The following is a 15286-nucleotide window of genomic DNA, read 5'->3' as shown; positions in this document are numbered from 1 at the left end:
CCTTGCGACGGATCGGCTCAGATAAGCGCTTTGAACTCTTGTAGAATGTCGCGGTACAGCTTGCGCTTGAAGGGCACGATCAGTTCAGGGAGCGTGTCGGGAGCGGTCCATTTCCAGTCGCGGAACTCGGGATGAAGGGTGTGGATGTTGACATCGCTGTCGTTGCCCAGGAATCGCGCCAGATACCATGTCTGCCGCTGCCCCCGATATTTGCCGCCCCACAGCTTGCCGACCAGTTCTGCGGGCAGGTCGTAAAAGTGATCTTCCCGGCTGGTGGCGATAATCTCCACATGCTGCCTGTCGATACCGGTTTCCTCGAAAAGTTCGCGCAAAGCCGCTGCGCGCGGCTCCTCACCCTCATCGACACCGCCCTGCGGCATCTGCCAGGCCTCGACGACATTATCGAGCCGCTGACCGACGAACACCTTGCCATCCATGTTGACGAGCATGATGCCGACACAGGGTCGGTATGCCAGTTCCGCTTCGTTAGGCCTCAAACCCATTGGTCCTCTGTTTGCCCTGTCGCGGGACTGTTTGTCCCGGGAACAGCGGTCATGACGATAAGCAAGGCTGGCGCGCTCGTCTATCGGACGAATCGCACATTCCAGCATTTTGTCACGCGACGCGGTCGCGCAACCTTCCCCATTGGCCGCTTGGAACCTCGCCTGGACGCGGGCATTTCCCGATAATGTCCGATCCTGTGATCTTATGGTTCCGTCAGGACCTGCGCTTGTCCGACCAGGCTGCGCTCGCCGCCGCCGTCCGCGAAGGTCCGGTGATACCCGTCTATGTGCTGGATGACGCGGGACCGCGCCAATGGTCGATGGGCGGCGCGTCGCGATGGTGGCTGCATCACAGCCTGGCACGGCTCGATGGGAGCTTGCGCGAAAAGGGATCCAGGCTGATCCTTCGTCGCGGAGCCTGCGCGGACATACTCTCGCAAATCGCCCGCGAAACAGGCGCAAAGCGCGTGCATGCGCTCCGTCACTATGAGCCATGGTGGCGCAACGCCGAAAAGGCGGTTTCGAAAACGCTGGACCTTTGCCTGCACGATGGCGGACTGCTTTTGCCGCCGGGCGCTGTGAAAACCGGCACCGGCGGCCTCTATCGCATCTACACGCCGTTCGCAAAGGCGACGATGGACAGGATGCCGCCGGATGCACCGCATCCGGCGCCCGGCGCCATCGAAGGGCCGCAGACATGGCCCACGGGCGATACGCTCGGCGACTGGGGGTTACTACCGGCAAAGCCCGATTGGGCGGTTGGTTTCGCGCAGGACTGGACGCCCGGCGAGAAGGGAGGGCGTGCGCGTGTGGCGCACTTCATCGACGAAGCCGAAGCCTATGTGCAGGCGCGCAACCTTCCTTCGCAGGAAGGGACATCGCGCTTGTCGCCCCATCTCCATTTCGGGGAAGTTTCGCCGGCCTATGTCTGGCACCGGGTCACGCAGGCGGGGCATCACCCGACAACTTTTCTCAAGGAACTGATATGGCGTGATTATGCCCACACGCAAATCTGCACCTTCCCCGCCTACGGCTCACAAAATGCGCGCGACGTGTTCGATGCGATGACCTGGCGCGACCTGCGTCAGGCACAGGGTGATTTTACCGCCTGGAAGACCGGATCGACCGGCTATCCGATTGTCGATGCGGGCATGCGGCAACTCTGGACCACCGGATGGATGCATAATCGGGTGCGGATGATCGCTGCCAGCTTCCTCATCAAGCATTTGCTGATCGACTGGCGCCACGGCGCCCGCTGGTTCTGGGATACCCTGGTCGACGCGGACTACGCGAATAACAGCGTCAACTGGCAATGGGTGGCCGGCAGCGGCGTGGACGCCAATCTGTTCACCCGGATCATGGCGCCGCTCAGCCAGTCGGAAAAATTCGACGCCGCCGTCTATATCCGGACATGGGTGCCCGAACTGGCCGAACTGGACGACGATGCAATCCACGATCCGGACGCGCATGGCATGCGCCCCGACAGCTATCCCGAAAAAATCGTGGGGCACCGGGAAGGCCGCGAGAGGGCATTGGGTGCCTATCGACAGATGAAGGGATGATTGCAGCGGGCGCCGGCTTGAGGCAGAATTGACGTCATGAATGCAATTGATCCCCGGCGCGGCACGCGCGCCCTGACGGTGCGGCATCCGCCCCGCGGTGGCGTGCCCACCCATATTGCACGCTGGCTCTCGCCGATGTTCCACCGCATGCTCGACCGGATCGACCATGGGCTGGAACAGGGCGCGCTGGAAGCCAATTTGCCGGACGGTACGCGGCGGCTGTTGGGCGGCAGAATGGACGGGCCCGGTTGCGTCGTTGACCTGCACGACTGGCGCGCACTTTTGCGTCTTGCCGCCGGTGGGTCAGCAGGCTGGTATCGTGCCTGGGCGGCGGGGGAATGGTCCAGTCCCGATCCCGTTCCGCTCTTTGCCCTGTTCATGTGCAATGCCGTAGCGCTCGGGCGGGTGGCAAGGCCCCATGGCCCGTCGCGCTGGGCCGGACAACTGCTCCATTGGCTGCATCGTAACAACCGACGGGGTGCACGCGAGAATATCGCTTATCATTACGACTTGGGCAATGATTTCTACCGCCTGTGGCTGGACAAGGACATGCATTATTCCAGTGCGTTGTTTCACGACCCTGACAGCCGGATCGAAAGCCTGGAACGCGCGCAGGGGCGCAAGGTCGATGCGATCCTGGACCGGCTGGAACTGGGGGACGGTCGATCGCTGCTGGAAATCGGTTGCGGCTGGGGAGGGTTGGCGGAACGGGCGATGGAACGTGCGGCCATTGCCTATACGGGCCTCACGCTTTCGGCTGAGCAGGCCGATTATGCGCGTGACCGACTTGGTTCGGGTGCCGATATTCAACTGACCGACTATCGGGATGCCGTGGGCTGTTTCGATGCCATCGCCAGCGTCGAGATGGTGGAAGCGGTAGGGCAACGATTTTGGCCGGACTATCTGGCCGCCATATATCGCTTGCTCAAACCGGGCGGTCATGCCGCGATCCAGTATATCCTGATCGACGATGCGATCTTCGACCGCTATGCCAGAGGGGCCGACTTCATCCAGACTTATGTCTTTCCCGGCGGCATGCTGTTGTCGGAAAGCCGGTTTCGTGCATTGGCCGAACGGCAAGGGTTCGAATGGCGCGATTGCCGACGGTTCGGGATGCATTATGCGGAAACTCTGCGTCGCTGGCGGGACAGGTTCGACCGCGCGCTCGAAGCCGGCGAATTGCCGCCGAGTTTCGACCAGCATTTCGTGGCCCTATGGCGCTATTATCTGATGTATTGCGAAGGCGGTTTTCGCGGCGGCGGCATCGATGTCGCACAGGTCACGCTGGTCAAGGCGCGCTGACGCCTTAGCCGTCTATCCGGGTCCGAAATCCGTGCGGTGTATCCTGGACCACCAGTTCTACGATAGCGTCCGCCACTATCTCGGGTTCTTTGAGGGTTGCTGGGTCCTCACCGGGGAAAGCACGGGCTCGCATCGCCGTGCGGGTAGCGCCTGGATCGACGATATGGGTCCGAATGGCGGAAATATTTTTCACCTCCTCGCCATAAGCGCCGACCATCGTTTCCAATGCCGCCTTGGATGCACCATATGCACCCCAGTAGGCGCGTGGCATCGCAACAGACGACGTCAGCGCCACTACGCGGGCATCCTTGCTGTTTCGAAGCATGGGATCGAAAGCGGCGATCAGGGCCTGGGGCGCCGCCACGTTGAGCGTCAGCAACCGTGCAAATTCCTTGGCGTCGATCGCGGGGACCGCCGCCAGTGATCCCAGGGTCGCGGCATTGAGCACCAGCAGGTCGAGGGCCTGCCATCGCCCTGCGATGGCCTGCGCCAGCCGTCCGATGCTTTCGCCATCGGTCAGATCGAGCGGCGCGATCGTCGCGCTGCCGCCGGCATTGTGGATATGATCCTCGACTTCCTCCAGACCGCCGGAAGTGCGCGCCGTCAGCACGACATGCGCGCCCGCGGCCCCGAGTGCCCTTGCGGTTGCCGCGCCGATACCGCGGCTGGCGCCGGTCACGAGCGCAAGTTTGCCGGAGAGCGGAAGGGCGTCAGTCATATTCCCTCATCGTCCCGGCAGGCGGGACCTTTCGTTGTTCTGGGCAAAGGGAGGGCGAAACGGGTGGTCAGACCACACGTTCGGCCAGAAGTTCGAGCTGGTCCGTCACCACCGCCTCGTCCTGATCGGTCAGCGTGGTGGGATAGTCGCCCGTGAAGCAGGCGTCGCAATATTGCGGGCGGATGTCGGCCCGCTTCGCCTCGCCCAGCGCCTTGTAAAGGCCGTCGATCGAAATGAAGGCCAGGCTGTCAGCATGGATAAAATCCTGCATACCCCCGATATCCAGCTTGTGCGCGAGAAGCTTGGTGCGTTCGGGCGTGTCTACGCCATAGAAGCAGCTATGCTTGGTCGGTGGCGATGCGATGCGCATATGCACTTCCTTCGCCCCGGCCTCGTGCATCATCTGCACGATTTTCAGGCTGGTCGTGCCGCGCACGATCGAATCGTCGATCAGCACGATGCGCTTGCCCTCTATCAGGGCGCGGTTGGCGTTATGCTTCAGCTTGACGCCAAGATGTCGGACCTTGTCGCCTGGCTGAATGAATGTGCGGCCGATATAATGGGATCGGATTATGCCGAGTTCGAAGGGGATTCCCGACTCCTGCGCATAGCCGATGGCCGCCGGCACGCCGCTGTCGGGCACCGGGATGACATAATCCGCATCGACCGGATTTTCGATGGCCAGTTGCGCACCGATCGCCTTGCGCACCGAATAGACGCTCGATCCGTCGACAATGGAATCGGGCCGGCTGAAATAGACATGTTCGAAGATGCAGGGACGCGGGTGCGTTTCGCCGAAGGGACGATGGCTGCGCACCTGTCCGTCATGCGTGACGATCACCAGTTCTCCCGGCTCGATGGAGCGGACATAATCGGCGCCCACCACGTCGAAGGCGACGGTTTCCGAAGCGAAGATGATCGTATCGCCCAGCTTGCCCATCACCAGCGGTCGGATGCCGAGCGGGTCGCGGCAAGCAATCATGCCTTCCGGGGTCATGACAATCAACGAGTAGGCGCCCTCGACATGACGCAACGCGTCGATGAGCTTGTCGAGCAACGTTCGATAGGTGGAGGTCGCCACCAGATGGATGATGACTTCCGTGTCCGACGTCGACTGGAAAATCGAACCGCGGCGAATCAGTTCGCGGCGCAACTTCATCGCGTTGGAAATATTGCCGTTATGGGCGACCGCAAAACCGCCGGAGGAAAGTTCGGCATACAGCGGCTGGACGTTGCGCAGCGAAGTCTCGCCCGTTGTCGAGTAGCGGACATGCCCGCACGCAGCATTGCCGGGCAGGGCACGAATCACCTCATCTCGGTCGAAATTGCCCGCCACATGCCCCATTGCGCGATGGGTATGGAATGCATGCCCGTCCCAGCTGGTGATGCCGGCCGCTTCCTGTCCGCGATGCTGAAGCGCATGAAGGCCTAGCGCGACGATGGCGGATGCCGTTTCCGCGCTGGAAACGCCAAAGATGCCGCATTCCTCGCGCAACTTGTCGTCGTCGAAGGGATTGGTTGTAAGCATGGGTGCGAGCCGGGTCCGTTGCCGTTCTTGGCAGCCCATCAGGCCACCTCATGGCGCGCATATAGTAGCTTGCTGGCCATTTGTCGCCTCCTTGTCACAAAAAAGCGCAGCGTCGATGCCCGACTGGCGATTTGCCGGAGGAAACTGCGTCTCGCGTCCAATTATCCAACGAAAAGGACGCGACCCCGGAAGGCCGCGCCCGGTCTTGCCTAGGTGGCCAATCTTCAGGCCGCGTCGCGATCCCCGGCGTTGATGTCGACCAGATGACCGCCATTGATGGCGATCTTCTTGGGCTTCATCGCTTCGGGCACTTCGCGCACCAGTTCGATGATCAGCAGGCCATCGGCCAGGTCGGCCTTTTCGACACGAACGAAATCGGCCAGTTCGAAGCGCCGCTCAAAGCTGCGGTTGGCAATGCCGACATGCAGGAACTTGGAACGATCCGTTGCCGATGCCTCATCCTTGCGGCCTATCACCTGGAGCAGGTTCTGCTGCGCGGTGATGTCGATTTCATCCGTGCGGAACCCGGCGACGGCCAAGGTTACGCGATACCGGTCTTCCGAAAGGCGCTCGATGTTGAAAGGCGGATAGTTGTCGCCCTGCTGCAACCGGGCGTTGTTTTCGATCAGGTCGAACAGGCGATCGAAGCCGACGGTGGAGCGGCGATAGGGTGTCAGGTCAAAAGCACGCATTGTCATAGTCTCCCGAAGAGCAAAATGATCATGCCGAACCCGGTCTGGCGTCCGGCGATACGATGCCCGGTCCCATGTGGCGGCCGAGCAGAGCAGATGTGGTGGGGATTGACGATCTTTCAAGAGCCGTCGAAGCGGTTGTCGCGTGCGCGCTACAGTGCCGGACGCCAGATAAAAAAGTACCCGGACCGTGCCCACACGATCCGGGTACTTAATGGACGATCGCTCGTCTCCCCCTTGGTCTGCCTCGACCACTCCTTAGCCCCCTAAGCTCGGAGCGGGATGCAGTATCCCTGAACCACGGCCTTTTACCTGTGCTTCGAGGCTGGTGCTACGGCACGGCGCAGGTACGAGTCACGGCCTAAATCGGAAGGCTGTGATTTTCGTTCCACCGCTGTGGCTCCGGTGCAACAATCCGGCAATGCTTGCCGTCTCCGGTGCCTGTCCCTAGAGGTTGAGCATCGTCAGCAAAAGGCCCGTCCGCGCCGCATGATTCTCTCCCGCTACGAACGCATGATCGCCAAGCGCTATCTCCTGCCCGGCAAAGGGGAGGGATTTATCTTCCTGGTCGCCGGCATCAGCCTGGCCGCGGTGATGCTGGGTGTTGCCGCCCTGATCATCGTGATGAGTGTGATGAACGGGTTTCGTGCCGAACTGTTCGACAAGATTGTCGGCCTCAACGGCCATGCCGTCGTGCAGGGCTATGGCGGACGCCTGCCCGACTGGCAGTCCATCCTTAAGGAGGCCCAGGCGACGCCCGGCGTCACCCGCGCCACCCCGATGATCGAGCAGCCCTTGCTCGCGACATTCCAGGGACGGGTCGAGGCGATACTGGTGCGGGGCATGACGGTGCCCGACATCCGGTCGAACAAGACGCTCAAGGGCAAGGTGGTCGCCGGAAATTTCGATGCGCTGAGGCCCCATGCCGGCAAGATCGCGATCGGATCGCGACTGGCCGAAAATCTGGGCATTCAATTGGGCGACAGCCTGACGATCATAAACCCGGCCGGGCGTTCCACGCCCTTCGGCACCGTACCGCGCCAGATTGCCTATCAGGTTGCGGCGATCTTCGAGGTCGGCGTCTACGACTATGACAAGGCGTTCGTGGTGATGCCGATGGAAGATGCCCAGACGTTGCTGCTGCTGGGTGACGTCGTCGGCATGATCGAGGTCGAGACGGTGGATGCTGACAAGGTCGGACAGATATTGGAGCCCCTCGCCGCGAAGGTCGCGGGCCGGGCGGTGGTCACCGACTGGCGCCAGATGAATGCGTCCCTGTTCGAAGCGCTGGCGGTCGAACGTGTCGCCATGTTCGTCGTGCTGTCCATCATCGTGCTGGTAGCGGTATTCAACATCCTTTCCTCCCTCATCATGCTGGTCCGCGCAAAGACACGGGACATCGCGATATTGCGGACGATGGGCGCGAGCCGCGCTGGACTGGTCAAGATATTCATGACGGTCGGCGTCACCATCGGCGCCCTCGGCATGGCTGCGGGCATGGTGCTGGGCTTTACGTTCCTGTTCTTTCGGCAGAGCGTCGTGAATGCGATCCAGTTCCTGACAGGGCAGAATCTCTGGGACCCTTCGATCCGTTTCCTGACCGAACTACCGTCCCAGCCCGACCCGGTGGAAATCACCATCATTTGCGTGATGGCGCTGGTCTTCAGTTTCCTGGCCACTCTTTATCCGGCGTTCAAGGCCGCAAATACCGACCCTGTGCAGGTGCTGCGCTATGAATGATGTGCTCAAGGTCACCGAACTTGCCCGCAGTTTCACCCAGGGCGGAGTGACGATCGACGTGCTGCGCGGCGTGAACCTGTCAGTGGGCGTGGGCGAGATCGTCGCTTTGCTGGGGCCATCGGGTTCGGGCAAGTCGACCTTGCTCCAAGCGGTCGGTCTGCTGGAGGGGGGCTTTGAAGGGTCGATCCGGATTGGCGGCGAGGAAGCGGCGAAGCTGGACAATGACGGACGCACGCGCCTGCGCCGCGATGCGCTGGGCTTCGTATACCAGTTCCACCATCTGCTGCCCGATTTCAACGCGACGGAAAATGTCGTCCTGCCACAGGTCATCCGTGAAGCCGAAATGGCGCCTGCGCGCGCGCGCGCGGAATCCTTGCTGACCTCGCTCGGTCTCGGCCACCGGCTGGACCATCGCCCGAGCCAACTGTCCGGCGGCGAGCAGCAGCGCGTCGCTGTCGCGCGCGCGCTTGCCAATCGGCCAGCCCTGGTCCTGGCGGATGAACCCACGGGCAATCTGGACGAACGTACCGCCGACATAGTGCTGGCGGAATTTCTTCGTCTCGTGCGGGAAGAAGGATCGGCGGCTCTGGTCGCCACCCATAATGAGCGGCTGGCGCACAAGATGGACCGTGTGGTCCGCCTGCACGAAGGCGTGCTGGAAGAAAGTTCAGGCGGCGGCTGATTTGCCGTCGCGCACCGTGGCGACCAATATGCGGTCGCGCCCCTCGACCTTGGCGCGCAGGAGCGCCGCGTCGGCGGTTTGAAGCAGCCGGTCGGCAGGGCCATGGTCGGGGAAGGCGGCCAAGCCGAACGAGGCCGTGATCGGTTTCAATTCCCGGCCATGATGTTCCAGGCGCAAATTCCTGATGCTTTCTTGGATCTGCATCGCACGGCCTAACGCCTGATCCAGGCTGAAGCCGGGCATCAGCATGACGAACTCCTCTCCGCCGAGTCTGAAGGCATGGCCTTGTTCCCTCAAGGAATCCGCCAGCACCCCGCCGACTGCGCGCAACACCGCATCCCCCGCGTCATGACCGTGATGATCGTTGAAATGCTTGAAATGGTCGATATCGATCATCAGGCAGGCCAGCATGTCGTTGTTGCGCTGCGCTTCTTCGACCATCGTCTTGAGCGTCGCGTCGAACTGCCGTCGGTTGGGAAGGTCGGTTAGCGCATCGACCATGGCCATGGCGCGCAGCGCGTCGCGGAGCCGCAGGTTGGCAAGTGCCAAACCGATATTTTCCGCCAGCATTTCCAGATATTTGCCGGTCCGTTCAAGATGGTCGGGATGGGCCTGTGCCGGCTCTTCGTAATAAAGCAGCCCGATGCTTTCGCCTTGTGCGGTGAGCGGTATGCAGATGGTGCCGATCGAGACGTCCGCGCCCAGATGTTCGCAGGGAATGTCGATCATCTCGCCGGCCGGACGATGGGTCTGGCCGCGTCGCAGCGCCCAGCAGACCGAAAGCGGAAACTCAACGCGCGAAAAGCTCGGCGCAAGCCAGTGGCAGGCCTGAACCATCAGGTTGCGCCGGATGTCGTGGATATAAAGCCGGCCGGGATATTCGGGCGCAATTTCCGGGGCGAAGCGACGCACCAAGTCGACCAGGTCGGCGGTGTTGTCACAGCCTTGCAAGCGCTGTGTCAGACGGGAGAGCAGATCGCGCATATTCCGGTCGGCATCGCGTTCTTCCTCCAGACGCTGGCGTTCCAGGCCATTTTCGCGAAATATGCGGATGGCCTGTGCCATGTCGCCGATTTCGTCGACCTGATTGAATTCGGGCGGCGCCGCTTCATAATCCTGTGCGGCGAGCCGGGTTACCACATCGCTGAGCCTGACGACGGGCCGCAATATGCGTTGCTTGAGAATGAAATATAGAACGCACAGGAACAGTAGTGCCGTCGCTCCCAGCATGAGTTCCGACATGGTTCGCCATAGCCGTGCGGTGTCGGTGGCGCGCGTTACGCGATGGTCGGTGCGCTGATCGAGCATATATTGGAATTTGCCGACCTGCGCTGCCACCCGATCGAGCTCTCGCCCATATTCATCGCCGAACAATATGGTGCGCGCACGCGCATCGTCACCCTGTCTGGCGGCGCGGATTGCCTGATCCTGTTCATCGGTAAGGGATCCGGCCCATTGCAGCGCCTGTCTCAGCGCGGCGAGTTCACTCTCATTGGCGCCGCGGTCGCGCAAGTGACCGAGCCGCGCTTCCGTCGATGTGACGGAGTTCTTTTCGCGTTGGTAAGCGATCAGATGGCTGGGATCGCCGGTGATGACATAGCCGCGCGCCTGCTCGGTGAGGCGATAGACATCTTCCTCCAGGGTCGCGGTCAATTGATCGAATATGGCCCGTTGGGCCACTGCGGCCCGTTCCTCCTCCTCGGCGCTTGACGCCATGAGCATGGTTGTGCCCGACAGAAGCGTCAGCGCGACCGTGGCGCCATAGGCCCAGTTCGTGATGGTGGACAAACGCATGATCCGGGATGCTAATAGAGACAAGTTTGCAATTGTTTAACCCGGCGTTCCCAGAATGGCTGCCCCCTTACCCACAGCTTTCTTGCGCCTAGGGGTAGCGCCGAATCGGCTGCCCCGCCTAGATTGCCGCCATGCTTCACGCTTCCTTCGTCCCGCTGCGCATCTTTTCTTCCTTCACCATGCTGGAAGGGGCGATTGATCCCAAGAAGATCGCGAAACAAGCCAGGGCGCTGGGCTTCCCGGCCGCGGCGATTACAGATCGTAACGGGCTATATGGTGCGATGGCCTTTTCCGACGCGTGCAGGGGGGAAGGGGTTCAGCCGATCATTGGTGCGATGCTGGGGGTGGCACGCCCGGGGCGTCCGGCCAATGCCGCGCCGGTTCACGACTGGCTGGCGCTTTATGCTCAGGATGCGACGGGATATGACAATATTTGCGATCTGGTGTCGAAAGCCCATCTCGATCGCCCGGTCGATGAGGTGCCCCATGTCTCGATAGAGATGCTGGAGGGCAGGACGGAGGGCGTGATTGCGCTGACGGCAGGCGCAGAGGGCGCGCTGGCGCGGCTGTTCGCGGAGGACCAGCCCGAAGCAGCCATGGCCTATGTCGACCGGTTGCAGGCATTGTTCCCCGAGCGGCTGTATGTCGAAATCTGTCGTCGTCTCGATCCCGTTGAGGGCAGTGCGGAACCCCGGTTGCTCGACCTCGCCTATGATCGCGGCCTTCCGCTCGTCGCGACCAACCCGACATGCTTCGCCGAGCCAGATTTCCACAAGGCGCATGACGTCATGCTGTGTATTGCGGAGGGGGCCTATGTTGAGACACCCGATCGCAAGACCAGCTCTCCGGACGCATGGATGAAGCCGATGGCCGAGATGAAGCGGCTGTTCGAGGATTTACCCGAAGCCCTCGCCAACACGCTGGTCGTGGCCCAACGCTGCGCCGTCGCAGCACCAAAGCGCAAGCCCATCCTTCCCAGCCTTGCCGGTGATCGCGAGGGCGAGGAACGGATGCTGCGCGAGCAGGCGACGGCCGGACTGGAGGCGCGGTTGGAAAAGGCCGGCATCATCGGCGAAGAAGCAAGGCGCCCCTATTTCGAGCGGCTAAGGTTCGAAACGGACATCATCATCCAGATGGGTTTCCCGGGTTATTTCCTGATCGTCGCGGACTTCATCAAATGGGCCAAGGACCACGACATTCCGGTCGGTCCGGGTCGCGGTTCCGGAGCAGGGTCGGTGGTCGCGTGGGCGCTCACGATCACGGATCTCGATCCTCTGCAACTTGGCCTGCTGTTTGAACGCTTCCTGAACCCGGAACGGGTGTCCATGCCGGACTTCGACATCGATTTCTGCGAAACCCGGCGTGGCGAGGTAATTCGTTACGTGCAGCAGAAATATGGCACGGACCATGTGGCGCAGATCATCACCTTCGGTAAGCTGAAGGCGCGCGCCGTATTGAAGGATACCGGGCGCGTGCTCCAGATGAGCTATGGCCAGGTCGACCGGCTGGCGAAGCTGGTGCCCAATCACCCCACCGATCCCTGGACACTGGAACGGACGCTGGAAAAAGGGGGAGTGGCCGAATTTCGGCACGAATATGAGAATGATAAACAGGTCCGCCGCCTGATCGACTACGCGATGAAGCTGGAAGGCTTCCCGCGCCACAGCTCCACCCATGCGGCGGGCGTGGTGATCGGCGACCGCCCGTTGAGCCAGCTTGTGCCGCTCTATCGCGATCCGCGATCCGACATGCCCGTGACGCAGTTCGACATGAAATATGTCGAGGGCGCGGGCCTTGTGAAATTCGACTTTCTCGGCCTGAAAACCTTGTCGGTATTGCAGAAGGCAGTGCAGTTGTTGGCCCAGCGCGGCGTGACGGTCGACCTTGACTCGCTCGCCTGGGACGACCCGGCGGTCTACGACCTGCTTCAGCGCGGCGATACGGTCGGCGTGTTCCAGTTGGAATCGGAAGGGATGCGCAAGACGCTGGCGGCCGTCCGTCCGACCAATTTCGGTGACATCATCGCGCTCGTGTCCCTTTACCGGCCCGGCCCGATGGACAATATTCCGATGTTTGGCCGCCGCAAGAACGGGCAGGAAGATATTGAATATCCTCATATTCTTCTGAAGCCGATTCTCGAAGAAACCTATGGCATCTTCGTCTATCAGGAACAGGTCATGCAGGCCGCGCAGATACTGGCCGGTTATAGCCTGGGGGATGCCGACCTGCTGCGCCGTGCCATGGGCAAGAAGATCAAGGCGGAGATGGACGCCCAGCGCGCCCGCTTCGTGGAAGGCTGCGCGAGCAGTGACATTCCCGCGGCCAAGGCCAATGAGTTGTTCGATTTGATCGACAAGTTTGCCGGTTATGGATTCAACAAGTCGCACGCCGCCGCCTACGCCCTGCTCGCTTATCAAACCGCCTGGCTCAAGGCGCATTATCCGGCGGAATTCTATGCCGGATCGATGGCGTTCGACATCCACCTGACCGATAAGCTGACAGTCTTCGTGGATGATATGCGCCGCATGGGGCTGACCTGCCTTCCGCCCGATCTTAATCGCAGCGAAGCGGATTTCATGGTCGAGCCCGTCGCGTATGAAGGGGACGATCCCCGGCTGGGATTTGCCGTACGCTACGCTCTGGGTGGGCTCAAGGGTGTCGGCGAAAAGGCGATGGAGCAACTCGTCGCCGAACGGGAGGCCGCCGGGCCATTCAAGAATCTGGACGATGTCGCCGACCGGATCGAGCCGCGCCTGCTGAACCGGCGGCAATTGGAAAGCCTGGCGGCTGCAGGTGCTTTCGACGGCATTCATGCCGACCGGGCGGGAGTCCATGCCGCGGCGGAAACCATTCTTTCGGTCGCCGCCAGCAACGCGCACGCGCGCGAAAGCGGGCAGGGCGGCCTGTTCGGCGACGTCGAGACTCCCCATGCCGATGTCCGCATCCCGCCGCATCAGGCCTGGACCGTGGCCGATCGCATGGCCCAGGAAAAGGAAGCCTTCGGCTTTTACTTTTCGGCCCATCCGGTCGATCGCTACAAGCATCTGGCGGATGCGCGCGGCGCGAAAAGCTATGGCCTCATCTGCCAGTCGCCCATGCCGGCGCCCAATGCGGAAGGGCGCGCGATAACGATCATGGCGGCGATGGTCGAGGATGTGCGCTGGCGCGAGACCAAAAGGGGCGCGCGCTACGCCAATGCCACCTTCTCCGATCAGAGCGGTCAGTTTCAGGCGAGTTGTTTCGACGAGGACGGATGCAAAGCGATCGAGGATCTCGCCCGGGACGGCGACTGCGCGCTTCTGGTCGTGGAACTTGACCGTTTGCCCGGTGAAGAGACGCCCCGGGTCACGGTGCGTGGGGTGGAACCGTTCCGACAGGTGGCCAGCGCGTCCCGCATGGAATTGGTGATCGACGCCGAAACGGCTGAGGCTGTGACAGCGCTCGCCGGGCTGCTCGGTGGGGCGGGCGGTGGCCGCAGCGAAGTGTTCCTGCGTGCGCCGCTAGGCGACGGACGCGCCGCGCGCCTTTTCCTCGGCGACCATTTCAGCCTGGGAGCGGATCAGGTCGACGCCATGGCTACGCTTCCGGGCATCGCTATTCACAGTTTCAAACGGATGGATGTGAAAGCCGATGGCTACCGCACGAAGATGCGGAGGTCCGGGCTTCGGCTGGTAGGGTAGGTCGCTAAAATAATCTCAGTTGCGCGCCATCTGGCGGGCGAAACAGGTCCGATCGCAGCATCAGCCGTTCGCCGCCCAGTCCTGCGCGACGGCGCGCCCTGATAAAGCGGGCACGGATCAGGTCGGCCCAGACGCCCTGGCCCTTCATCCGGCTGCCGAATGTCGGATCATTGTCCCGGCCGCCCCTCATGTCGTGGATCATGGCCATGACCTTGCCCGCGCGGTCTGGATAATGTTCACCCAACCAGGCGCGGAAGAGAGGGGCGACTTCGTGGGGCAGGCGAACGAGAATATAATTCACATCCCGTGCTCCGGAGGCGGCAACACGCGCCACGACCTGCTCGATTTCGTGATCATTGATGGCTGGAATGATCGGCGACATGTTGGCGGAAACGGGAATGCCGGCCACGGCGAGCTTTTCGATCGCCGCGATCCGGCGCCCGGGGTGCGGCGCGCGCGGCTCCAGCGTCCGTGCGACTCTCGGATCGAGCGAGGTGACGGAGATCATCACGGCGACCAGATTGTCGCGCGCCAGATCGGCCAGCACGTCGATGTCGCGCAGGATGCGGTCTGATTTCGTGGTGATGAAGGTCGGGTGGCGCGTTTCGGCCAGCACTTCCAGAACGTCCCGGGTGATCCGCCAGTCCTTTTCGACGGGCTGATAGGGATCGGTATTGGTTCCCATCGCGATCGGCGACACGATATACCCCCGCTTCCCCAATTCCTTGCGAAGCAACACCGCAGCATCGGGCTTTGCGAACAGCTTTGTTTCAAAATCAAGGCCGGGCGACAGGTCGTGATAGGCATGGGTCGGCCGCGCGAAGCAGTAGATGCAGCCATGCTCGCAACCACGATAGGCGTTGATCGACTGGCTGAACGCGATGTCGGGGGAGGTGTTGCGGGTGATGATGGATCTGGGGTGCTCGACCATCACCTCGGTACGGAGTCGCGGGGGCGCTCCATCGATATCTGCCATCGCGTCCAGCCAGGCGCCGTCCATTTCCCGCCCGGGCAGGTTGAAGCGGCGGCTCTCCGCGTTCGATGTTGCGCCTCTTCCCTTCTCCACACCCATAGCAGAGAAATAG

At 61.9% G+C, this 15286-nt stretch carries 11 protein-coding genes; 5 read left to right on the top strand and 6 right to left on the bottom strand.

Annotation, left to right across the window (positions count from 1 at the left end):
* Window positions 1-17 precede the first annotated feature (17 nt).
* Entirely contained in the window at window positions 18-503 is a 486-nt protein-coding gene (locus J3E64_RS07620; protein ID WP_253341643.1) for an RNA pyrophosphohydrolase, read from the bottom strand.
* A gap of 185 nt (window positions 504-688) precedes the next feature.
* On the opposite strand from J3E64_RS07620, the gene J3E64_RS07615 reads away from it, so the two are divergent.
* Both J3E64_RS07615 and J3E64_RS07610 read left to right on the top strand, forming a co-directional pair.
* Window positions 689-2065: a deoxyribodipyrimidine photo-lyase gene (locus J3E64_RS07615; RefSeq protein ID WP_253341641.1), complete on the top strand. Its 1377-nt coding sequence runs from the start codon at window positions 689-691 to the stop codon at window positions 2063-2065.
* A gap of 36 nt (window positions 2066-2101) precedes the next feature.
* A complete protein-coding gene (locus tag J3E64_RS07610) occupies window positions 2102-3367 on the top strand; it encodes a cyclopropane-fatty-acyl-phospholipid synthase family protein (RefSeq protein ID WP_253341639.1) in 1266 nt (421 codons plus the stop codon).
* A 4-nt stretch (window positions 3368-3371) separates the two neighbouring features.
* Here the strand turns inward: J3E64_RS07610 and J3E64_RS07605 are convergent, their stop codons facing one another.
* From J3E64_RS07605 to J3E64_RS07595, 3 genes are all read right to left on the bottom strand, one after another.
* The gene (locus tag J3E64_RS07605) at window positions 3372-4085 is read right to left on the bottom strand and encodes an SDR family NAD(P)-dependent oxidoreductase (protein WP_253341637.1); all 714 of its coding nucleotides are present in this window, start codon (window positions 4083-4085) and stop codon (window positions 3372-3374) included.
* Between the two features lie 67 nt (window positions 4086-4152).
* Complete coding sequence (purF, locus tag J3E64_RS07600; protein ID WP_253341634.1) at window positions 4153-5613, bottom strand: amidophosphoribosyltransferase; 1461 nt, start codon at window positions 5611-5613, stop codon at window positions 4153-4155.
* 224 nt (window positions 5614-5837) lie between these two features.
* Entirely contained in the window at window positions 5838-6305 is a 468-nt protein-coding gene (locus J3E64_RS07595) for an Hsp20 family protein (RefSeq protein WP_253341632.1), read from the bottom strand.
* Window positions 6306-6794: 489 nt separating this feature from the next.
* On the opposite strand from J3E64_RS07595, the gene J3E64_RS07590 reads away from it, so the two are divergent.
* Together J3E64_RS07590 and J3E64_RS07585 are read left to right on the top strand one after the other, a co-directional pair.
* Window positions 6795-8045 (top strand): lipoprotein-releasing ABC transporter permease subunit, encoded by a 1251-nt coding sequence (locus tag J3E64_RS07590; protein ID WP_253341630.1) that lies wholly within the window; start codon window positions 6795-6797, stop codon window positions 8043-8045.
* Window positions 8038-8727: an ABC transporter ATP-binding protein gene (locus tag J3E64_RS07585; RefSeq protein ID WP_253341628.1), complete on the top strand. Its 690-nt coding sequence runs from the start codon at window positions 8038-8040 to the stop codon at window positions 8725-8727. Before J3E64_RS07590 ends, J3E64_RS07585 begins: the two co-directional genes overlap by 8 nt.
* On the opposite strand, the gene J3E64_RS07580 is transcribed toward J3E64_RS07585, so the two are convergent.
* A complete protein-coding gene (locus J3E64_RS07580) occupies window positions 8713-10521 on the bottom strand; it encodes a diguanylate cyclase (RefSeq protein WP_253341626.1) in 1809 nt (602 codons plus the stop codon). The genes J3E64_RS07585 and J3E64_RS07580 overlap by 15 nt on opposite strands.
* A gap of 131 nt (window positions 10522-10652) precedes the next feature.
* On the opposite strand from J3E64_RS07580, the gene dnaE reads away from it, so the two are divergent.
* Window positions 10653-14201 carry a DNA polymerase III subunit alpha gene (dnaE, locus tag J3E64_RS07575; protein ID WP_253341624.1) on the top strand — a complete coding sequence of 1183 codons (3549 nt, stop codon included), beginning with the start codon at window positions 10653-10655 and terminating at the stop codon, window positions 14199-14201.
* A gap of 4 nt (window positions 14202-14205) precedes the next feature.
* On the opposite strand, the gene J3E64_RS07570 is transcribed toward dnaE, so the two are convergent.
* Entirely contained in the window at window positions 14206-15273 is a 1068-nt protein-coding gene (locus J3E64_RS07570) for a PA0069 family radical SAM protein (protein ID WP_253341739.1), read from the bottom strand.
* Window positions 15274-15286: the final 13 nt, after the last annotated feature.

Origin of the sequence: Sphingobium sp. OAS761 (assembly GCF_024168485.1) — a bacterium.
Classification (GTDB): domain Bacteria; phylum Pseudomonadota; class Alphaproteobacteria; order Sphingomonadales; family Sphingomonadaceae; genus Sphingobium.
Note: the sequence above shows the minus strand (reverse complement) of the source record. Positions and strands in the feature narration are given on the sequence as shown.